Below are 20,793 nucleotides of genomic sequence, written 5' to 3' on the forward strand. Positions count from 1 at the left end.
CCTCACAGGAAATAAGCAGAAGGGACAGGTTTCTTATATTCTACTCATTTTTTCCTGAAAAGAAACCCGCCCCGCTCCCACTATCACGAGCGGGGGCTGGGCGGGATTGGACGAAGGGCGCCGAGGCCTAAGCCTCTACGGTGCCCTCACCGTTGCCGGAAGCGGTAGCAGCGGATTCGCCGGTCTGTTCCTCTTCCTGCTGCTTGAACTGCTTGCGCAGCATAAACAGCTGGCGGACGGTCTCTTCCTTCACGCCATCGTTCATGGCGTTGAACATCTCGCCGCCCTCCTTCTGGTACTCCACCAGCGGATCGCGCTGCGCCATCGCGCGGAGGCCGATGCCCTCCTTGAGGTAGTCCATCTCATAGAGGTGCTCGCGCCACTTCTGGTCGATGATAGGCAGGATGACCATGCGCTCGGTATTGCGCATCTGCTGCTCGCCGCCAATGGCGGTCACAGACTCTTCGAGCTTGTCGTACTCATTATTGGCGTCCTGCACCAGGGCGTCGCGAAGCTGCTCAGCAGAAAGCTCACCCGGGGAACCATATTCGGAGCCTTCCACCAGCTCCTCATGGGAAATGGTGGGGCCGTAGAGGGAATCCAGCGCATTCCACAGCGCGTCCAAATCCCAGTCCTCCACATAGCCGGTGGCGGTAGCGCCAGCGACATAAGCGGACACGGTGTCATCGATCATGCCGCGAATATTGTCCTGAATATCGCCGGCATCAAGGATGTCGTGTCGGGTAGCGTAGACCACCTTGCGCTGCTCGTTGAGCACCTCGTCGTACTTAAGGACGTTTTTACGCATCTCAAAGTTCTGGTTCTCCACCTGCGCCTGGGCGCCCTTGATGGAGTTGGAGACCATCTTGGCCTCGATGGGGACATCGTCCGGCACGTTGAGGCGGTTCATCATGTTTTCCATGGACTGGCCCACGAAACGCACCATCAACTCATCGCGCATGGACAGGTAGAAGCGGGTCTCACCCGGGTCACCCTGGCGGCCGGTACGACCACGCAGCTGGTTATCAATGCGGCGGGACTCGTGACGCTCGGTACCCAGTACGTAGAGGCCACCGGCCTCGCGCACCTGGTCACCCAGTTTCTTAGAGCGCTCCCTCTCGGAATCGATTTCTGCTTCCCAGGCCTCCTGGTACTTCTCTTCATCCTCGAATGGGTCTAGGCCGCGCTCGCGCAGCTTCTCATCGAGGATGACCTCGGGGTTGCCACCGAGCACGATATCGGTACCACGGCCGGCCATATTGGTAGCCACGGTGACGGTGCCGGGGCGGCCCGCACGGGCGATGATCTGACCCTCTTCCTCGTGGTGCTTAGCGTTGAGCACGTTGTGCTTAATGCCGCGCTTAGACAGCAGCTGGGACAGGTACTCGGAGCGCTCCACGGAGGTGGTACCGACCAGAACCGGCTGGCCGGACTCGACGTGATCGGCAATATCGTCCACTACGGCGGCGAACTTAGCTTCCTGCGTCTTGTAGATGCGGTCAGAGTGATCGGCACGCTGATTCGGCTTATTGGTAGGAATAGGCACCACATCCAGGCCATAGATGGAGTGTAGCTCGGCGGCCTCGGTTTCTGCCGTACCGGTCATGCCGGAGATCTTCTCGTACAGGCGGAAGTAGTTCTGCAGGGTAACGGTAGCCAGGGTCTGGTTCTCGTTCTTGATCTCCACCTGCTCCTTGGCCTCAATGGCCTGGTGCATGCCCTCGTTGTAGCGGCGTCCGGCCAGCACGCGGCCGGTGAAGCCGTCCACGATCATGACTTCGCCATTGCGAACGATGTAGTCCTTGTCGCGGGTGAACAGCTCGTTGGCCTTCAGGGCGTTGTTCAGGTAGGACACCAGCTGGGAGTGCTCGGGGGCGTAGAGGTTATCGATGCCGAGCTGATCCTCGACGTATTCCACGCCCTCTTCCAGCACGCCGATGGTGCGCTTCTTGTGGTCCACCTCGTAGTGGATACCCTCGCGCATACGCGGGGCCAGCTGGGCGAAGACGCCGTAGAACTGGGAGGAACCATCTACCGGGCCGGAGATGATGAGCGGGGTACGGGCTTCATCGATAAGAATCGAGTCAACCTCGTCCACGATGCAGAAGTTGTGGCCGCGCTGCACCACATCGTTGAGGGAGCGGACCATGTTATCGCGCAGGTAGTCAAAGCCCAGCTCGTTATTGGTGCCGTAGGTAATGTCGCAATCGTAGGCAGCCTTGCGCTCTGGTGGGCGCATCTCGGACAGGATGACGCCCACGGACAGGCCGAGCCAGCGGTGAACACGGCCCATCATCTCAGCATCGCGCTTTGCCAAGTAATCGTTAACGGTCACGATGTGGACACCCTTGCCATCAAGGGCATTGAGGTAGGCCGGCAGCAGCGAGGTCAGGGTCTTGCCCTCACCGGTGCGCATCTCGGCGACGTTGCCGAAGTGCAGGGCCGCACCGCCCATGATCTGCACGCGGTAGTGCTTCTGATCGAGGACACGCCAGGCAGCCTCACGGACGGTGGCAAAGGCCTCGAGCAAGATGTCATTCATCTCTTCGCCGTCTCGCAGGCGAGTCTTAAACTCGTCGGTCTTTGCCTTAAGTTCGTCGTCCGAAAGCTCCGCGTACTTATCCTCAAGGGCAATTACATCGTCTGCCATTTTGCCCAGGCGCTTGACCGTACGGCCCTCGCCCGCGCGCAGCAGCTTGGAAAGTCCAAACACGGTTAGTTAGTCCTTCTAGTCGCGACAATAAAGTTAACTCGTCGCTATTGTACTCACTCGCTTTCACAAAGCATCTCCCGCCTAGCACATAGGGCAGGCGCACAGCCTCCGTTCAGCCTGTATATCCCCCGCAACCTGCTTGCCGACGCCCCCTCCCCTAACCACACATTCGACCCCGCTGCATACTCGCAGCAGGGTCGTTAGCTAAGAGAAGTATGAGCTCCTTTAAGCTTCAGCGTCTTCCGATAGGGAGATAATGCCGTAGTCGTAGGCGTGGCGGCGATAAACCACGGACGGCTTATTGTTCTCCTCGTTGATAAAGAGGAAGAAGTCGTGGCCCACCAGCTCCATCTCGCTCAAGGCATCATCCACGCTCATCGGGGTAGCCGGGTGCTCCTTGGTGCGCACGATCTGGCCGGGTCGAACGTCCTCCACGGTCTCAGCATAAGGGTCAACGTAGCGCTCTTCCTTTGCGCGCTCAGCCTCGGCCTGCGCAACCATTTCAGCGGCAATCTCGCCGGTGCCCTTCTGCGCGCGGTGACCGCTCTTGACGTTTTCGCGGCGCACCTTCACCTTGCGCAGGGAGCGCTCCATCTTGCCCAATGCGGTTTCGAGCGCTGCGTAAAAGGAATCTTCCTTGGCTTCAGCGCGGGCGATATGCCCCTTGCCCGTAGCGGTGATCTGGATGCGCTCCGCCTCGGAGTCACGGCGCGGGTTCGGCTCGTGCTGTAGCTCCACGTGGAAGAAGGTCAGGGTGGGGTCAAGGCGTTCAATCTTGGCCAGCTTGTCATTAACTCGCTCTTGGAAGTGATCGGGGACCTCGACGTTGCGGCCCGTAATCGTTACCTGAGCTTTGTTCGGCTGGGACATTGAGATGCCTCCCTTGAGTAGTGGGGACTAGAATTAATCACAGTAACTATCTCTCTGTGACACTCCTCATGATAGCACTGGTTATGACCTTTGCGGGAGATTTTTAGGCAACTCCCCTACCTCGAGGGTGGGCACCACCCCTATCTAGGCATCAGCAAAGACCAATGCCCCACAGACTTCTACACCCGTGGCCTGCAGGGCGGCGATGCTGGCGGCGAGGGTGGCGCCGGTGGTAATGACGTCGTCGGCAAGCAGCGCAGGCGCCTGAGCAATAGGCACGCGCACGCGGACTCGGCCCTGCAGGTTTGCCCACCTATCCTGCGCGTTGAGCTCGGACTGGTCCGCGGTGGACTGGCCCATAGTAAGCGCCGCGCACACGCCCACACGCTGGTGCTGCGCCGCGGCGTGACACACAGCGGACACCGGATCTCCGCCGCGTGCCCGCGCCGAACGCGGCCGAGTAGGCGCGGGCACGAGGGTGAACTCGCGCGGGATATCGCCGCGGGCACTCAGATGGGCCAGCCCGGCCGCGAAGACGGCCCCCACATACTCGCGAACCGGCCGATTGCCTCGCTCCTTCATGCCAATAATGATGCGGCGGCGAATATCGGAATAGGGGCCGAGAGCATAGACGGGCGCGCCCAGCGGCCGAGGCCGGGCCACCATGTAGGGCGGCTGCCGCAAGTGATCGCGGCACTGTGGGCACAAAACCTCGCCCGGCGCGCCGCACCCAGCGCACGCACGCGGAAAAATAAGCTCCCCCAAGCCCATACTTGCCTCTCCCCAGCCGCGCAGGCCCTCTGGCGGCTAATTAGAAACGATAGGGGAAGAACGCCGACCCTGCAGGCCGGAGACCTCGCGCCAGTTGGTTTCGTCCATGACGGTGGAAGGAAGCTCAAGCATAGCGTGCGAATCAGTAATAAAGAGCTTGGTAGGTGAGGTTGCCACGGCCACCACGGGGGCGGTGATATTGCCGGTAGGCATGGTCGAGGCCGAGGAACCATCCTGCTCGATGCGCCATACGGGCGACTGGCTCGAGGAAGTACCCACGATGAGCGAGCCATCCGCATTCCAATCCAGCGAAAGGGCCGAGCCGGATACTTCGGGGCCCACCTCGCGGGCGTTGACGATGCGCTTATCGCCGCTGCTGGATTGGGCAACGGCCGCGATATACACGTGGCCATCAATAATCATGGCCACGCGCGCACCGCTATGGGACAGGCGGATAACGGAGATTTCGCTCTCGATATCGTCGATGCTGCGGGCATCCACCTCGGATTCGGAGATGCGGCCTGTGGTCTTGGAGCGCACCACGCGCACGATGCGATCGCCATCGACCACGGTCCAGGCGGCTTGCCCGTTGTACTCGAAGGTCGGCCGTGCCAGTGTGGGGCCATCCACTGAATCCTGCAGCTGGCCGTCAAGCTCGCCTATCTGCAGCGAGAAGTCACTATTAGACTTGCGGCGCACGGCCGCAACGAGGCCGCTATCGGCAACATCTACGGATTGCACGTCGCCGCTGCTGCCCAGCGTGGACTTCACGGGCTCGGCCACGCCATCGTCCACCTCGAGCAGGTTGCCCTCATTAAGGGCATAGAGCTTGGACAGTGAGGTGCTGCTTTCCTCCGGGTTATAGTCCGCGAAGTCATCCACGCTCAGGCTATCCATGCCCTCTACTAGGTCACCACCATCGGCCTTGACCTTGAAGGGGCCGGGATGGCCGGCTTCCGTGAGCGTCCACACCAACTGGGCCGCAAAGAGCGTGCGATCATGGGAGTCCAGGTCAGCAAGGCCCTCGAATTGGTAGCCCTGTTCGGGGTCATAGCCAGCGAAGGTGACATTCTCTCCCGCTGCCCGGCGGGTAGCGGGCGCAATGCTAGCTGAAGGTCCCTCCATCAACAGCGTAAGGAGCGTCGACTCCGATTGTTCGCCGCCCTTGTACAGCCAGCGGCGGTCTGGAACCAGCACATAGTTGCTCTGCTTAAAGAAGTACAGCGATTGCGGGGTGTAGTGATTGCGCATTTCATTGCGCTCCATTACTACTCCGGCCGGCAAGCCATCGACGCGCCATCTATCGTCTTGCATCTTCATGTAGATGACGGCCTCGTAGCCCTCATTTTCCGGCACGTACGCACCGCCGGTTTTAAGGCGGCCGATGATGGTGCCGCGCACTGTGAAGGCGCGCTCATTATCCCTCGAGCTTTGCTTACTAGCGGGCGCGGTAACGATGTCCAAGCTATCGACCACCATCACATCGCCGCTGGCGTCCCAGGCTTCGCGGGCGTTATCAGTCAGAAAGCCGCGCGCGACCTCATGATCGTTTCCCGGCACGGCGGAAGCCTGGTAGAAATCGCGCAACGTCAAGTCCGGGTCATCGCCGGGTTGCGGTGCAATGACTTCTTCCGGGCCATCCTCTTGCTGTTGGTAGGTACCGACCACCTGCGGACTGGTGTTTTTCGGCAGGGTGGAACAACCACTGACAAAAAGCACGGCCGCTGCGGTGCCGACAACTGCGGTCTTGTGATACTTCGCTCTCAACACGCTTATTTCCTCCTGCCCTCAAAGTCCGGGGCCTTATAGGCGCGCCTGTCCGGAGCGGCCGCGCCGCGGTTAAGCTCACGTTCCGAAGGCCAGAGGATGCCATCGCCTTCTACCTCACCATCGGTGTCCCTGTCACTCTTCTCGACGTGCAGTGAGCTCATGCCGGATGAAATGGCCGGCGTTACAGAGGCGGGCCCGGCATCCAGCTCGGCGGCGCCAGTGTCCTGTGCTTCTGTAGCTTCAGCATCGGGTTCTGCCAGCTCACTACCATCCGCAGTGCTGGTGACGGGTGCGCCGGGAATCTCCACAGCGATGGGAGCCTCGCCCACCTCGGTATTCGGGGTGCGTGGAATAATGAGGCGGAAGCGAGAACCAAATCCCTCGTAACCGGTGGCATCTAGCGTGCCGCCGTGCAGGACGGCATCCTCGCGGGCGATAGCCAGGCCCAAACCGGTGCCGCCAGAATGGCGTTTGCGGGAAGAATCCGCACGCCAGAAGCGGTTGAATACCAGCTCTTCCTGGCCAGGTTTTAAGCCTACGCCATGGTCCGTAACGGTAACGCCCACCGCAGCGTCCGTGGCTGCGACGTCTACCGCCACTGGATTGCCCTCCGAGTGGTCAATGGCATTGGCCAGAAGGTTGCGCAAGATCCGCTCAAGGCGGCGGGAATCGGCCTCGACTCCGATGCGCTCCTCCGGCAGGTTGAGCTGGACTTCCACGTCGAGCTCGCGGGCCAAATGCTCCACCTGCCCGTAGGCCGCCTCCACACACGAGCGCAGATCAATGGCTGCCGTAGACAAATCCGCCACACCAGCATCGTGGCGAGAAATCTCCAGCAAGTCCGCGAGCAATTCCTCGAAACGATCGAGCTCACTAGACATCAGGCGGGAAGCTCGCTGGGCGCCGTGCGGCAAGCTATCACTTTCGGCCTCAATCATGTCCGCGGCCATGCGCACGGTGGTCAATGGGGTGCGCAGCTCATGGGAGACGTCAGAAGTAAACTGCCGCTGCAAATCGCCGTACTCCTCCAGCTGTGCAATTTGGGAGGAAAGCTTATCGGCCATGTTATTGAAGGATGCGGCCAAGCGACCCATCTCATCATCGCTATCGACGGCCATGCGCTCCTTCAAATGACCCGCCGCCAAGCGCTGCGCAATGCGCGAGGCCGAGCGAATTGGCGTAATTACCTGCTGGGTGGCTAGCCAGGCAATGCCCACCAGCAACACCACGACCACTACGCCGGCCGCCGAGAGCAGGCCGCGCATCAACGCCATGGTGGATTCTTCCGATTCCATGGACAACGCCAGGTAGACCTGCGTATGGGGAATATCGGTATCGGTAGGCGTGCCTACTAGCAAGGCGTTGTAGTGATCACCATTTTCGCGCGGAGCTGGGAAATACTGCTGCGCAATCTGGCCTTGATCCACCATTTCCCGCAGCTGATCCGGCACGGGGAAATCCTCGGGCGAAGTGGTAACAGAGCCATCCTGGTTTTCCACCACGATGACCGGTTCATAGACCGCCTGGGCATCGCCCTGTTGGGCGGAGAGCTGGCCCAAAGCAGCACGCGCAGAGTTGATGCGCACCTGGACGGAGTTAGCGGAACTGGTGGCATCGATCTGCTGTTCCACGGCCGTGCGGGCGCGCTCCAGCTCCTGTTGGGCCACGTCTTCTTTCTGGCTGACCAGGCGTTGGGTAAGCACGGACACCAGCGCGTAGGCCAAGATGATCATGACCACCGAGGAAGCGACCAAGATCATGCCAATGACGCGCGCCTGCAAAGAGGTGCGCCACGTTGTAATGAAGGCGTCTCGAATGCGCCTTAGACGCTCAATGATGCCGATGGCCCTTACTCCCCGGCGCCGGCCTTGCCGGTCTTATACCCCACGCCGCGCACGGTCAGCACAATCTGCGGGTCTTCCGGATCGTGCTCGATCTTGGCACGCAGGCGCTGGACGTGCACGTTTACCAAGCGCGTATCAGAAGCATTGCGATAGCCCCACACGGATTCCAACAGCGACTCACGCGTATGTACCTGGCCGGGGCGGCGCGCCATCTCCAGCAGCAGGTCAAACTCCAGCGGGGTCAGGTTCAGCTCGGTGCCATCGGTGCGGCGCACGGTATGCTCCGGCACATCAATGACAATGTCCGCAACCTCCAGGATTTCAGATTCCGCAGAATCGGTGCGGCGCAGGCGCGCACGGATGCGGGCGATGGGCTCCTTGGGCTTGAATGGCTTGGTGATGTAATCATCCGCGCCGGATTCAAGGCCAAGGACCACATCAACCGTATCGGTTTTGGCGGTCAGCATAACGATGGGCACGGAGGATTCACGGCGAATGGCACGGCAAATATCTACGCCATTCATGCCCGGGAGCATGAGGTCCAGCAGGATGAGGTCCGGCTCGTGCTGCTCAAAGGCAGGCACGGCGTCATTGCCGTCCATGACCGGAATGGGCTTGAGTCCCTCGGACTCGAGCACAATGGTCAGCATCTCTGAGATAGCCGGATCGTCATCGACAACCAAAATCTTGGGCGCCACGTTTTATTCTCCTACAAGGTCTTTTATCGCTGAAATAATAGTATCCGCATCGGCGGTAGCGATCCAGCGTCCACCCCAGCCCGCATCTGCCAAGCGCCGGTAGGCTGCGGCGGTGCGTTCCTGCAACCCGCCATCGCGTTCGTAGCGGTCGCGTTCCCGGCTGGCGTCTGCCTGGGCTCGTGCCTGCGCTCTTTCCGACGCCACCTCTACCGCCGTATCCAAATACACCTGCAGGTCTGCCTGCGGCAGGCCGAGGGTGCTAAATTCCAGATCGTGTACCCACTCCATCACCGCATCGTCTTCGAGCCGCGCCGCCGAATACGCCGCATTGGAGGCCACGTAACGATCCAATAGCACCACGGTGTCGGATTCCTTGGCGCGCTGCAGCTGGTCCTTGACGCCATAGCGATCCAACGCGAATAGCGTCGCCATGGCATAAGCCGAATCCGTGAGGTCGCCCATCTTTCCGTAGAGCGCCTTTTGCGCTAGTTGCGCGTGAATCGAGTCCGCATAGCGCGGAAAAGCAATAACCTCTACGGGCCGGTCCAACGACTCCTTGAGTGCGGAGACCAACGTATTTTTACCGGCACCGTCGATGCCTTCGATGCTGATCAGCATAGGTGTGGGCTATCTTCCCTTCTGTTATTTCACCCGCGGGGCCGCTTTCGCGCCGCTGCTGCCGCGGGCAGCAGGATCGACTTAGGACAGGGCCTCAATGAACGGTTCGAGGTCATATTCTTCCTCGACGTTTTCGAGCACCTCGAGGGCATTTTCCGTCAAGGTCTCGCTGCCAGAGCCCACCAGTTCCCTAATATAGGGGTAGTCTTCGACAACTTCGCCCGCGCTAAAGGGCGCACCAGCCCAAATGGCAGCAATGGTGGCCGCCGCTTGAGCATTCTGTTCCTCTTCTTCGCTGAGTTTTGGCTTGCTGTGTGCGACCTCGCAGGCATCCTCGACGGCGCGAATTACCCCTTCTTCATCGAGGTTTGCCATCTCGTCCAAGAAATCCACGTTGAGGTCCGTGCTGAAAATGTTTTCGTCCCAAGTACTCACTTTTTGACTCCTTCGGTGCTTTCAGCGCCATTTATACACGCTTTCTTGGTGAAAGAAAGCAGGCAATGAAAAGGTTTGCATGGCCTTCTACGCCCGTGAACTGCCCTTTTGTTTACTTATCACAGAATTGCGACGCCGTCGCAATGTTTCCCAAACATGATAGTCTCGTTACCAACTTGTTACCGGGGCGCCGTATCGCCCTCCCCCTTGGGCTGTAACGGCCCGCCTCATAGAAAGGACAGCCACGATGAAGCCAGATTCGCGCCGCGTCTACGTGTTCATTGTGGCCGGACTGATCGCCGCGGTCGTCGTCGGAGTCGCCGTCTGGCGCATGAGCTCGCCAAGCGCCAACTATTCCAATGCCGCGGATCAGTCCGCGACCACCTCCGTCTCCCCGACCCACACCGCAGCCGAGGAGACCACCACTTCTTCAACGGACCGCTCCCCCTCGAAGAAGCACTCCTCGCGCACCACGACATCAACTGCCTCGTCCGGTGATGCCAAGCACCAGCAGCCGCACAACAACGATCCGTTTCTCGCCCCTAATGCGGTAGTGCGCCCACAGGCAGCAACCCAGCCCACCAAGGTCTACCGTCCAGAAAACATCTCCCCGCAGGGCACCGCCTCGCAGGGCAATACCACCACCCAGGGTGGTCAGGGCACCGGCCAGGGCAATCAGCGTCTAACGCCTGATTACCCGAGCAACCAGAACGGCTCGCAGGCTACTGGTGCCCCGCAGAGCAACCAGGGCGGCACCACCCCGCCGGCCACCACTGGTCCGTCCACTCCACAGCCCTCACCTGAGGCACCTGCCGCGCAAGATAACTCGGGCAAGAATTCCAACGCTCCGGCCCAGGAACCAGCTGGCACGGAGCGACCCGAGGCCGAGAAGGCGGAGCAGGAACAGCTCACCGGCCATGCCGCTGCAGAGCGATCTTCCGCCGATCAGAACCAGGAGCCTACCGACTTGGTGCCAACTAAGCAGGCACCGGCCACGGCCCAGCAGGCTCCGAGGGAAGCGGCGCCTACGCGCTAATTCGGAGCCGGTTCTCGGCGTAGACGAACAAAACAAGCACGTTTCCTCGATTTTAAAGGCAGAAATCGGGGAAACGTGCTTGTTTTGTATGCGCTGGAACGCGGTAGTTACGACGCAGCCACAATGTGCGCCAAAAATTGGGCGGAGCAGACCGCAACGCGGCCGTAATGATGACTGAAAAGCACGCTTCGCCTGAAACCGGAGAACGGCGGCGAAGCGTGCTTGTGTGGGTTAAACGCGGACTAGGCGCGGGCGACGAAGAGGTCGGCGGCGTCGGATTCCGCAGTAGCGGTAACGAGACCCTCGGAGGCTGGCAGCCAGACGGCCTGGCCTGGGGTCGCGGTGAGGGTCTTGCCCCCAGCATCGGTAAAGGTTACGGAACCTGCGGTACACAGGGCGATGGTCGGGCCATCGTAATCAAGATCCACAGAAGACGAACCGGTAAGCTCCACGCGATCCAGCAGGAATTCCTCGATGGGTACTGGGTAGGACCATGCGGCGGCATCGTGGACATTGTCTTGGGCGGACTTATCTTGTTGCTGCACACGCGGCTCATCGGCAGCGGCGTACGTCAAGACCTTGACCAATTCTGGAACGTCCACGAACTTAGGCGTCAGGCCACCGCGCAACACGTTATCGGAGTTCGCCATGATCTCCACGCCGAGGCCCGAGACATAGGCGTGAAGCTGACCGGCATCCAAGTAGACGGCCTCACCGGGCGAGAGCTCGATGTGGTTGAGCAGCAATGCGCCCAGCACACCGATATCGCCTGGGTAGCGCTGGTTGAGATCCAGCACCGTGGACATGACGCGGGACTTCCAATCGGCTGGGTCGGCGGCGATCAGGCGCTCGCCAGCGGCAACAATGGCGGAAATGAGCTCCTTGCGCTTGGCAGACGGAATGGTAATCCATGTGGTGAAAAGGACGCGCAGGTTGGCGGACTCGGTGGTTGCCGAAGGGTCGTCGTCAAGCATGGCAACGTAGTGGTCCAGCTCCGGGCACTCGAGGGCGGCAAAAAGCTCGCGGGTGCGCGCCAAGGGGCGGAAGCCGGCCATGGCATAGAAATCCGTGAGCGCGACAATGAGCTCGGGCTTGTGATTATCGTCCTTGTAATTGCGATTAGACGCGGTGAGCTCGATACCGGCGGCGTTTTCGCGGGCAAAGCCCTCTTCCGCCTGCGCCTTTGACGGGTGGGCCTGCAAGGACAGCGGCTCCTCGGCCGCAAGCACCTTGAGCAGGAAGGGCAGGCGCTCGCCGTACTCGGCAGAAACGCGGCCACCTAGCTGCCCTGCCGGATCCTCGGCAATGACCTCATTGAGCAGGTGGCCATCCACCGTGGAAGGGTCGCCGGGATGGGCGCCGAACCACAGCTCTGCGACGGGCTTGTCGGAATCGGGCTGGCCCTGCAGGTGCGGGATAAGGGTACGCGAGCCCCAGGAATAATTGCGAGTGGCGCTGTGCAACAGCTGCATGTGTTTCTATCCTTTAGAAATCTCGTAGGCGGTCGCGGCAAAACTCCGCGTAATAAGCTGCAGTGAGCGGGCAAGATGCCCCATGCCCGGTTCCGGGTCGATGCTGCGGACTGCAAGCGAGTTGGGCAGGTTCGCCTCTTCCTGCCCCCAGAAAACTACCTTCAAGGGTACCAAAGCGCCCTCAGCACCATCGCCATCAATAAAGGGGTCAAAGAAGAGATCAGTGGCCGGGGAACTATCAGAATCCCGGTCGAGCGCGCGGCGCAATTCGGCCGGGTCCACATAAGCGCTCGGCAGGCCATGTACGGCCCAGATGGTCGCGGCCATGCGGGCCACGAGGGCGTCGAGCTGCACGTGCTCGCGACGCTCAGAATAAGAGTACGGGTCGAGCACGCAGGAATGGATGACGCGGGCGCCGTCGATAAACTCGCGCAGTTGGCGGCCCGGATTGGTAGTGGCATCGCGCTCGGGAGAAAGCTGGGCTAGCTCGCGGTCCACGGCCGCAGCGAGGTCCTCAAGGGTCTCCCTCACCGCGGTCGGGCCCTGATAGAGAAGGCAGCACAGCGCATGCAGGGCGGCAATGCTCCGCGCGGGCGAGCTACCCTCGGCCGTCGGCAAGCAAGGGGTGACGAACGTATCCTCCGGGCAGTCCTCCACCAGTGGGCCCTTAGCCGGTCCGATGAGCAGGGTGGTGGCACCGCGCTGGCTGGCAGTTATGAGGGCGCGCGACGCCCAGTCGCACTCGCCGGGCTCGCCGACGACCACGACCAGGTCCAGCGCCCCCACGTAGCGCGGGAGCGATTCGGTCACCACAATTGGGATCCGCAGCGGCTCGGCTAGGCCAACTCCCAGGTGGGCGGCCTGGCGGGCAATCGCGTCGGTGGGAATAATGACAAGCGAGCGGGGATTGAGCCCGCTGAGCGCCTCGCCCCAGCGCTCCACTTCTCCGGCCACCAGGCGGATTTGGGCGCCTTCGTGCGCCACATCAAAAAAGCGCACGGTTTCGGCATCATAATTACCGGTATCCATGTGGCCCAAGCATAGTCGGGCGCCCACTAAGATGAAGTCCTATGACTTCCGCACAGATCCATCCTGTAACCCTGATTGGCGGCGGCCCCGGCGCGTGGGACCTCATTACCGTGCGCGGCATGCGTGCCCTGCAGGATGCAGAGGTTATCCTTGCCGATCACCTGGGACCTACGGCGCAGCTCGATAAGCTGTGTGATATTTCTTCCAAAGAGCTTATTGACGTCTCCAAGCTCCCCTATAAGAAGTCAATCTCGCAGGAAAAGATCAACGAGCTGCTCATCGAGCACGCCCGTGCCGGCCGCAAGGTGGCCCGCCTTAAGGGGGGCGATCCCTTCGTCTTTGGGCGCGGCTTTGAAGAGGTGCAAGCGCTGGCGGAAGCGTCTATTCCCGCCACGGTCATTCCGGGCGTGACCTCCGCCATTTCCGTTCCCGCGGCCGTGGGCATCCCGGTAACTCAGCGCGGCATCGTCCACGGATTCACGGTGGTATCCGGCCACCTGCCGCCCGGCCATGAGAAGTCCTTGGTGGACTGGGCAGCGCTCGCCCGCTCTGGCGCCACGCTCGCGGTCATCATGGGTGTGAAAAATGCCCCGGCGATTGCCAGTGCGCTAATCGACGCCTCCCTCTCTCCCTCTACTCCCTGCGCCATCATCCAAGAAGGCACGCTTTCTACCGAGCGCGCCTACCGTTGCACCTTGGGCACCCTTGCGCAGACGATGGCCGAGCACGAGATCTCCGCGCCGGCGGTCTACGTCATCGGCGAGGTGGCCGGGCTCTAGCACCCCCTCGAGGCCTTCAGCGTCCGCGAGGCCGACTTGTGGCCGCGCTCTATCCCACCGCAGTTGGGGTTTGGCCCGTATCGTGGCCAAAGGTCGCGGCGGAAGTGCTACGCGCGGTCAGCAGCGGGGCTTTCGGGCGCCTTATCCTGCACGATGGTGACGCCAGACTTGCCCGAACCGTGGACGCGGTGGGCGGCAGCGACGCGCTCCGGATAATCCGGGGCATGGAAATCCGCGTGGGCGGCTTCCTCAGCGTTTTCGGCTTCCAATTCCGCCGCACGCGCACGCCTGGTGCGCAACGCGCCACGAATGGTGGCTGCTACACCAGCCGCGACCACGACCGCGATGACAACCGGGGTAACTGCTGCAGGCACTGCCCAGCCAAAGTACGTCTCGGCACCGCCGATAACTTTGCTGATATTCAGGCTCACGATGGCCGTACCCACTAGTCCGCCGAGCAGAACCGGGTTGATGCGGGAGATGAGCCACGCGGCGATGGGCGCGGTGATAGCGCCGCCGATGAGCAGGGCAATGACTGCGGCCAAATTGGCGACGATATCGTGCCAGAGCCCGACGATAAAGCCTGCGGTAGCGCCGAAGGTCACTAGGAACTCAGCGGCGTTGACCGTGCCGACGATGCGGCGCGGCTGCTCGCGGCCGATGGCCATGAGCGTGGAGGTCGACACCGGGCCCCAGCCGCCACCACCGGTGGAATCGACGAATCCGCCCACAAGGCCAAGACCGGCGAGAAACGGCGTGGAGTGGGTGCGCTTATAGGCGGAGCCACGGCGGCGTGGTTGGGAGAAACGCCAAATGAGGTTGGCGCCGATGCCCACCAGGATGAGTGCGGTCACCGGCGCGGCCGCCGCGGTGGAGATATTCGACAGCAACGTGGCGCCCAAAAAGGCGGCGATCCCGCCCGGCACGCCGAGACGGACCACGGTTTTCCAATCCACGTTGCCGAAGCGCGCGTGGCTCAATCCAGAAATGGCCGTGGTACCAAGCTCGGCGGTATGAACGACGGCCGAGGCCTGCGCGGGGCCAAGGCCGGCAAGAAGCAGCATCGTGGTGGACGTGACGCCAAAGCCCATGCCGATGCCACCGTCCACGAGGTTGGCGGCCGCACCGGCGAGCGCGATGAGGATGAGGGTTAGCATGGCACGAACACCTCTTGTGCGGCGCGGCGGGCGTGGTGAAAGCGGTCTGCGACGAGGCCCGCGAGGTCGGTTCCTAGCGGGCGGTCGACGGTTGCGGGAACGCCCGCCAGCCGGTCCAGGAGCAGGCCCTCGGTCACGAAGAGCGGAATCACGCGCACGCGAGAGGGGTCTTGATGCTCGCGGCACAGGGACACGATCCCTTCGCGACCACCGCGAGTGGCGAATTCCACCGCCGTAGGTACGCCGGTGAGCGCGAAGGTGCGGTGGGCGAGCTCACGGATGGCATCGTTCGCCGCAGTATCGGAGGACCCAACGGAGTAGATGACCACATGGGCATCGCCAGGCCGGGTACGGGAGGCGAGCACGCGGGCGAGGTCCTCGCCGGTGCCGAGCCCAGGGGCGAGGTGGAGGGAAAGGTGGGAGGTTTGGGCGGCGTCGGCAAGCGTGCGCGGGACGTCCACGCGCTGGTGGTAGCCCTGGGTAAAAAGCAGCGGAACTACAACGGTCTCGGTCTCCCCGAGCTGGGCGAGCTCGAGCGCGGCCATGGTGAGGTCGGGCTCGTTGAATTCCAGGTGCGCCGCGCGGGCTGGTCGCAGACCCGTGGCCTGGGTCAAACGCTCAATGCCGGCCGCGGCGCCCGGGTGCCGCGAACCGTGGGACAGGGTAATAAGTGCGGGCATGGGGCGCATCCTTAAGCCTGCGGTGCCGTGGAGTGTCCGCGGCGGGCAAGCGAGCGCTTTAGGGCCTCGTTGGAGGACACGGCCGGTGCGGGGGCTACCGGGGCATCGTCTTGGCCGTGAAAGCGCACGGAGAAAATCCGCAGGCATTCCTGGCACTTCCAGGCAAAGTCATCTTCCTCATCCGGGAAGAGGTCGGTGCCGGCGCAATACGGGCAGAAGCTGGGATGGTTGCGGTTGGGGTTGGGCTGGCGGCGAAAATTCACTGCAAGTCCTCCTCCTTGGCGCGCAAGACCCAGTGGCGGAATTGCTCGCCTTCCTCGCGCTGCTCTTTGTATTTGTTGACTAGGCGAATGACGTACTCGGGCACCTCATCGGCGACGACCTTGTGGCCGCGCAGCTTACGGCCCCAGTCCGGGGACAGGCCAAGGGCGCCACCCAGGTGGACCTGGAAACCCTCGACGCGGTTGCCCTCGGAATCGGTAACAATCTGGCCCTTCAGGCCAATGTCCGATACCTGCGAACGCGCACAGGCGTTGGGGCAGCCGTTGAGCGCGATGGAAATCGGCACGTCCAGATCTCCCAAGGTGTCTTCCAGGGTGTCTACCAACTCGATGGCGCGGGCCTTCGTGGTCACGTGCGCGAGCTTGCAGAACTCCAGGCCGGTGCAGGAGATGACGCCGCGGCGGAATTCGGACGGCTGGGAGTACAGGCCGGTCTCATCGAGCGCGCGGGAGAGCGCCGGAATGTCTTCTTCCTCCACATCAAGGAAGAGCAATTCCTTCATCGGGGTGGTGCGAATGCGGCTGATGCCGAACTTTTCGGCCACGTCCGCAATGGCGATGAGCTGCTCGCCGGTGGCGTGTCCCACGGTGGGCTTTACGCCAACGTAGAACTTGCCATCCTTCTGGCGGTGCACGCCAAGATGATCGCGGGAGCCGGGCTCGACCTCCAGTGGGATGCCATCCAGCAGTGGCTTGTCTAGGTATTCTTCCTCCAGCACCTGACGGAACTTTTCGATGCCCCACTTGGCTACCAAGAACTTCAGGCGGGCGCGGTTGCGGTTGCGGCGGAAGCCGTAGTCACGGAAGATGCCGACCACCCCGGCCCAGACCTCCGGCACGCGCTCTAGGGGAACCCAGGCGCCGAGGGACTGCGAGAGCATCGGGTTGGTGGACAGGCCTCCACCAACGAAGCAATCGAATCCCGGGCCGTATTCGGGGTGGTTCGCGCCCACGAAGGCAACGTCTTGAATCTCGTGCGTGACGTCCTGACGGGAGTTGCCGGAGATAGCGGTCTTGAATTTGCGCGGCAGGTTATGGAATTCCTCGCGCGGCAGGTAGTTATTCTTGATTTCTTCGATGGCCGGGGTGGCATCGATAATCTCGTCCTCGGCCACGCCGGCAACCGGAGAGCCCAAGATGACGCGGGGAACGTCACCGCAGCCCATGAGCGTGCTCAGCCCCACTGACTCGAGCTTGTCCCAAATGGTGGGCACATCCTCGATTTGAATCCAGTGCAGCTGGATATTCTGGCGGTCCGTAAAGTCCGCCGTGGAGCGGGCATAATCGCGCGAGATCTCACCGACGGCGCGCAGCTTGGCAGGATCGGCACGCCCGCCGTCGAAGCGCACGCGCATCATGAAGTACTCGTCCTGCAGCTCGGCGTTGGACAGCTTGGAGGTCATCTCGCCGCCCAAGTTCTGGTTGCGCTGAGTATAAAGGCCCAGCCACTTGAAGCGAGGGGCTAGGTCATCGGCTGGGATAGAGGAAAATCCCTGCTTGGAGTAGATATCGATGACGCGCTGCTTGGCAGAAAGCCCGCCGTCTTCCTGCTTAATTACCTCATCGTTATTGAGGGGCTCGGTACCGTCAATCTTCCATTGGCCTTCGGGCTTTTTGGCGCGGTGCGTGCGCTTGGTATTAGTCGCGGTGGTCATGGTGTAGATCTCAACCTGCCTTTCCAAAGTATTGAAAGACAACCTACCCGTCTAAAATGAGCAGACAAAGCGGTCTTTTTTAATTTCACGTAAAAAATCGCCCTGAACTGCACGAAAGGAAGAATATTTTTAGAATCTAATTCAACTCCTTGCCGCAATCTAGACTAAACGGTTCAATGGCCAGAAAGATAAGCCTCCAAAAATGAACCTAGCGGTCTAGACCCCGCGATTAAGAGAAAGGCATTCACGCAGCATGAATCAGCCCCTGAAGGTAGCCGTCATCGGCGCAGGCCCGGCCGGCATTTACGCCTCCGATATCCTGGTGAAAAAGACCGGCGGCGAGGTACAGATTGACCTCATCGAGCAGATGCCCGCGCCCTTCGGCCTCATCCGCTACGGCGTAGCGCCGGACCACCCGCGCATTAAGGGCATCATCAAGTCCCTGCACCGCGTGCTCGATACCGAGCAGATTCGCCTGTTGACCAACGTGCACATCGGCCGTGACATCACCGTCGACGAGCTGCAGCAGCACTACGATGCCGTGGTCTTTGCCACCGGCGCCGTGGGCGACCGCCACCGCGATATCCCTGGCGCGGACTTGGACGGCGTGCATGGCGCCGGCGAGTTCGTCGGCTTCTACGATGGCAACCCGCGCTTTGAGCGCGATTGGGATCTGTCCGCCAAGGAGGTGGCGGTCATTGGCGTGGGCAATGTGGGACTGGACGTCTCCCGCATCTTGGCCAAGACCGGCGATGAGCTCAAGGTCACCGAGATCCCCGATAATGTCTACGAGTCCCTGGCTAAGAACCAAGCTGAGACTGTGCGCGTTTTCGGCCGCCGCGGCCCGGCGCAGGCCAAGTTCACCCCGCAGGAGCTCAAGGAGCTGGACCATTCCGAGTCCATTAATGTTGTGGTCTCCCCCGAGGACATCGACTATGACGAGGCCTCGCTGGCCGCGCGCCAGGAGAGCAAGTCCACCGACTTGGTGTGCCAGGTGCTGGAGCAGTATGCCATCCGCGATCCTAAGGAGGCGCCACACACCCTGCAGATCCACCTCTTTGAGCAGCCGGTAGAGATTTTGGGCGAGGACGGCAAGGTCAGCGGCATCAAGACCGAGCGCACCGCCCTCAACGGCGATGGCAGCGTGCACGGCACCGGCAAATTCACCGAATGGCCGGTGCAGGCGGTCTACTTCGCTACCGGTTACCGCTCCGATGCGGTCGATGGCGTGCCTTTCAACCAGGACAAGAACGTCATCAATAACGATGGCGGCCATGTCATCGATGCGGCCGGCGCGGTAGTGCCGGGCCTCTACACCACCGGGTGGATTAAGCGCGGCCCGGTGGGTCTGATTGGCAATACCAAGTCCGATGCCACGGAGACGATTGGCATGCTGCTTGCCGACGCCGCTTCTGGCACCCTCCCCTCCCCCTCCAGCGCCGCGGATATCACCGAAGTCTTTGCTGAGCGCGGTATCGAATACCTGACGTGGCAGGATTGGCAGCGCTTGGACGCGGCCGAGCGCGCCCTAGGCGAGCGCGAGGGCCGCGAGCGTAAGAAGTTTGTGGAGTGGGAGGACATGGTCTCCCACTCGCGTGCCGAGGTTTAGCGGCGGATGATGGCAAGGACCTCGTCGACGATGGACTGCACCTCGTCGGCGGTCTTTGCCTCTACATTGAGGCGCAGCAGCGGCTCCGTATTGGACGCGCGCACGTTGAACCATGCCTCGGTTCCCTTGAGCTCGACGGTCACACCATCGAGCTCATCGACGGACTCAATCTTATCCGCCAGCTCATCCAGCACCGCCTGGGTAGCGGCCTTCTGGTCCTCCACGGTGGAGTTGATCTCACCGGAGGCCTCGTAGCGGGAGTACTCCGCCATGAGCTCGCTCAGCGGCTTATCGGACTGGCCCAGCGCGGCCAGCACGTGCATCGCAGCAAGCATGCCGGAATCGGCGTTCCAGAACTCCTGGAAGTAGTAGTGCGCGGAGTGCTCGCCACCGAAGGCGGCCTGGTGCTCGGCCATCTGCGCCTTGATGAAGGAGTGGCCCACGCGGGTGCGCACCGGGGTGCCGCCCTTTTCCTTAATGAGCTCCGGCACGGTCTTGGAGGTAATCAGGTTGTGGATGATGGTAGCGCCGGGGAACTTCTCCAGGTAGCGCTCAGCAACCAGTGCACAGATGGCAGAAGGAGAAACCGGCTGGCCCTTTTCATCCACCACGAAGCAGCGGTCCGCATCGCCGTCGAAGGCCAAACCAATATCAGCCTTCTGATCCACGGTGAACTTCTGCAGATCCACCAGGTTCTTTGGATCCAAGGGGTTCGCCTCGTGGTTCGGGAAAGTGCCATCGAGCTCGAAGTACAAATCGCGGACGTCGAAAGGCAAGCCATTGAAGACGGCCGGCACGGTGTGGCCACCCATGCCGTTGGCGGCATCGACAGCCACGACGAGCGGCTTGGAATCCTCCAGCGGTACCAGCTTGCGCAGGAAGTCGGCGTAGCCGGCCAGAATCTCCTGCTCGGCAATTGCGCCCTCGGTGCCGGTGAACTCCGGGGTGCCGTCGATAAGCATCTGCTTAATCTGCTCCAAGCCGGTCTCCTGGCCCACCGGTACCGCGCCGGCGCGGCAGAGTTTAATGCCGTTGTACTTGGCTGGGTTATGGGAAGCGGTAAACATAGCGCCCGCACACTCCAGGGAACCGGCGGCGTAGTAGAGCTCGTCGGTAGAGGTTAGCCCCAGCAGGGTCACGTTGAGGCCCTGCGAGGTCACACCCTCAGCAAAAGCGCGCGCCAGAGACGGCGAGGACGGGCGCATATCGTGGCCGACAGCCACGGTGTTTTCGCCTTCTTCCCGCAGGATGGCGGCAAACGCGGCGCCCGTATCGCGCACGAAGTTCTCATCGATATCTTCGCCCACCACGCCACGGACGTCATAGGCCTTAATTACTGCATCAAGATGCTCACGAGTTCGCATAACCTGCAATAG

At 61.7% G+C, this 20,793-nt stretch carries 18 protein-coding genes; 3 read left to right on the top strand and 15 right to left on the bottom strand.

Translation table 11 applies throughout. The features are described from left to right. Positions 1-127: 127 nt before the first annotated feature. From secA to I6J28_RS11055, 8 genes are all read right to left on the bottom strand, one after another. Positions 128-2,713: a preprotein translocase subunit SecA gene (secA, locus tag I6J28_RS11020; RefSeq protein WP_204609919.1), complete on the bottom strand. Its 2,586-nt coding sequence runs from the start codon at positions 2,711-2,713 to the stop codon at positions 128-130. Positions 2,714-2,938: 225 nt separating this feature from the next. Beyond that, a complete protein-coding gene (gene hpf / locus I6J28_RS11025; protein ID WP_204609920.1) occupies positions 2,939-3,583 on the bottom strand; it encodes a ribosome hibernation-promoting factor, HPF/YfiA family in 645 nt (214 codons plus the stop codon). A gap of 144 nt (positions 3,584-3,727) precedes the next feature. Next, positions 3,728-4,267, bottom strand: a complete 540-nt coding sequence (locus I6J28_RS11030; RefSeq protein WP_239193481.1) for a ComF family protein — start codon at positions 4,265-4,267, stop codon at positions 3,728-3,730. Between the two features lie 123 nt (positions 4,268-4,390). After that, positions 4,391-6,124, bottom strand: coding sequence for an MtrAB system accessory lipoprotein LpqB (gene lpqB / locus I6J28_RS11035; protein WP_204609922.1), 1,734 nt, complete (start codon positions 6,122-6,124; stop codon positions 4,391-4,393). A 2-nt stretch (positions 6,125-6,126) separates the two neighbouring features. Then, a complete protein-coding gene (mtrB, locus tag I6J28_RS11040; protein ID WP_343287596.1) occupies positions 6,127-7,905 on the bottom strand; it encodes an MtrAB system histidine kinase MtrB in 1,779 nt (592 codons plus the stop codon). 68 nt (positions 7,906-7,973) lie between these two features. Next, the gene (mtrA, locus tag I6J28_RS11045; protein ID WP_204609924.1) at positions 7,974-8,666 is read right to left on the bottom strand and encodes an MtrAB system response regulator MtrA; all 693 of its coding nucleotides are present in this window, start codon (positions 8,664-8,666) and stop codon (positions 7,974-7,976) included. 3 nt (positions 8,667-8,669) lie between these two features. Beyond that, a complete protein-coding gene (locus I6J28_RS11050) occupies positions 8,670-9,284 on the bottom strand; it encodes a dTMP kinase (protein ID WP_204609926.1) in 615 nt (204 codons plus the stop codon). An 81-nt stretch (positions 9,285-9,365) separates the two neighbouring features. Further along, the gene (locus tag I6J28_RS11055; protein ID WP_179387511.1) at positions 9,366-9,719 is read right to left on the bottom strand and encodes a DUF4259 domain-containing protein; all 354 of its coding nucleotides are present in this window, start codon (positions 9,717-9,719) and stop codon (positions 9,366-9,368) included. A gap of 247 nt (positions 9,720-9,966) precedes the next feature. Between I6J28_RS11055 and I6J28_RS11060 the strand changes: the two genes are divergently transcribed. Then, positions 9,967-10,755 carry a hypothetical protein gene (locus tag I6J28_RS11060; protein WP_204609928.1) on the top strand — a complete coding sequence of 263 codons (789 nt, stop codon included), beginning with the start codon at positions 9,967-9,969 and terminating at the stop codon, positions 10,753-10,755. 242 nt (positions 10,756-10,997) lie between these two features. Here the strand turns inward: I6J28_RS11060 and manA are convergent, their stop codons facing one another. After that, on the bottom strand, positions 10,998-12,227 hold the full coding sequence (manA, locus tag I6J28_RS11065) for a mannose-6-phosphate isomerase, class I (RefSeq protein WP_204609929.1): 1,230 nt from the start codon (positions 12,225-12,227) through the stop codon (positions 10,998-11,000). A 6-nt stretch (positions 12,228-12,233) separates the two neighbouring features. Further along, complete coding sequence (locus I6J28_RS11070; protein ID WP_239454604.1) at positions 12,234-13,256, bottom strand: exopolyphosphatase; 1,023 nt, start codon at positions 13,254-13,256, stop codon at positions 12,234-12,236. A 41-nt stretch (positions 13,257-13,297) separates the two neighbouring features. Here I6J28_RS11070 and cobA point away from each other — a divergent pair, with 41 nt between their 5' ends. Next, positions 13,298-14,035: a uroporphyrinogen-III C-methyltransferase gene (cobA, locus tag I6J28_RS11075; RefSeq protein ID WP_204609931.1), complete on the top strand. Its 738-nt coding sequence runs from the start codon at positions 13,298-13,300 to the stop codon at positions 14,033-14,035. A 107-nt stretch (positions 14,036-14,142) separates the two neighbouring features. Here cobA and I6J28_RS11080 read toward each other — a convergent pair whose 3' ends face one another. Genes I6J28_RS11080 through I6J28_RS11095 form a run of 4 tightly spaced genes read right to left on the bottom strand, consistent with a single transcriptional unit; the run spans position 14,143 to position 17,808 of the window. After that, positions 14,143-15,192: a sulfite exporter TauE/SafE family protein gene (locus tag I6J28_RS11080; protein WP_204609932.1), complete on the bottom strand. Its 1,050-nt coding sequence runs from the start codon at positions 15,190-15,192 to the stop codon at positions 14,143-14,145. Continuing rightward, positions 15,186-15,872 carry a sirohydrochlorin chelatase gene (locus I6J28_RS11085; protein ID WP_204609933.1) on the bottom strand — a complete coding sequence of 229 codons (687 nt, stop codon included), beginning with the start codon at positions 15,870-15,872 and terminating at the stop codon, positions 15,186-15,188. The genes I6J28_RS11080 and I6J28_RS11085 overlap by 7 nt, the downstream gene beginning before the upstream one ends. Positions 15,873-15,883: 11 nt before the next feature. Further along, positions 15,884-16,135, bottom strand: coding sequence for a hypothetical protein (locus tag I6J28_RS11090; protein WP_005322420.1), 252 nt, complete (start codon positions 16,133-16,135; stop codon positions 15,884-15,886). Beyond that, complete coding sequence (locus tag I6J28_RS11095) at positions 16,132-17,808, bottom strand: nitrite/sulfite reductase (RefSeq protein WP_204609934.1); 1,677 nt, start codon at positions 17,806-17,808, stop codon at positions 16,132-16,134. The genes I6J28_RS11090 and I6J28_RS11095 overlap by 4 nt, the downstream gene beginning before the upstream one ends. A gap of 253 nt (positions 17,809-18,061) precedes the next feature. Between I6J28_RS11095 and I6J28_RS11100 the strand changes: the two genes are divergently transcribed. Continuing rightward, entirely contained in the window at positions 18,062-19,417 is a 1,356-nt protein-coding gene (locus I6J28_RS11100) for an FAD-dependent oxidoreductase (protein WP_204609936.1), read from the top strand. On the opposite strand, the gene I6J28_RS11105 is transcribed toward I6J28_RS11100, so the two are convergent. Continuing rightward, the gene (locus I6J28_RS11105) at positions 19,414-20,781 is read right to left on the bottom strand and encodes a phosphomannomutase/phosphoglucomutase (RefSeq protein WP_005322425.1); all 1,368 of its coding nucleotides are present in this window, start codon (positions 20,779-20,781) and stop codon (positions 19,414-19,416) included. The two genes, I6J28_RS11100 and I6J28_RS11105, sit on opposite strands and share 4 nt — an antisense overlap. Positions 20,782-20,793: the final 12 nt, after the last annotated feature.

The sequence above is a fragment of the Corynebacterium tuberculostearicum genome, assembly GCF_016894265.1.
Lineage (GTDB): Bacteria > Actinomycetota > Actinomycetes > Mycobacteriales > Mycobacteriaceae > Corynebacterium > Corynebacterium tuberculostearicum_D.

Excerpts from the sequence above, each read along its gene's own strand:
- hpf (WP_204609920.1), bottom strand. The coding sequence starts at position 3,583 with ATGTCCCAGCCGAACAAAGCTCAGGTAACGATTACGGGCCGCAACGTC.
- I6J28_RS11050 (WP_204609926.1), bottom strand. The coding sequence starts at position 9,284 with ATGCTGATCAGCATCGAAGGCATCGACGGTGCCGGTAAAAATACGTTG.
- I6J28_RS11060 (WP_204609928.1), top strand. The coding sequence starts at position 9,967 with ATGAAGCCAGATTCGCGCCGCGTCTACGTGTTCATTGTGGCCGGACTG.
- manA (WP_204609929.1), bottom strand. The coding sequence starts at position 12,227 with ATGCAGCTGTTGCACAGCGCCACTCGCAATTATTCCTGGGGCTCGCGT.
- I6J28_RS11070 (WP_239454604.1), bottom strand. The coding sequence starts at position 13,256 with ATGGATACCGGTAATTATGATGCCGAAACCGTGCGCTTTTTTGATGTG.
- cobA (WP_204609931.1), top strand. The coding sequence starts at position 13,298 with ATGACTTCCGCACAGATCCATCCTGTAACCCTGATTGGCGGCGGCCCC.
- I6J28_RS11080 (WP_204609932.1), bottom strand. The coding sequence starts at position 15,192 with ATGCTAACCCTCATCCTCATCGCGCTCGCCGGTGCGGCCGCCAACCTC.
- I6J28_RS11085 (WP_204609933.1), bottom strand. The coding sequence starts at position 15,872 with ATGCCCGCACTTATTACCCTGTCCCACGGTTCGCGGCACCCGGGCGCC.
- I6J28_RS11095 (WP_204609934.1), bottom strand. The coding sequence starts at position 17,808 with ATGACCACCGCGACTAATACCAAGCGCACGCACCGCGCCAAAAAGCCC.
- I6J28_RS11100 (WP_204609936.1), top strand. The coding sequence starts at position 18,062 with ATGAATCAGCCCCTGAAGGTAGCCGTCATCGGCGCAGGCCCGGCCGGC.
- I6J28_RS11105 (WP_005322425.1), bottom strand. The coding sequence starts at position 20,781 with ATGCGAACTCGTGAGCATCTTGATGCAGTAATTAAGGCCTATGACGTC.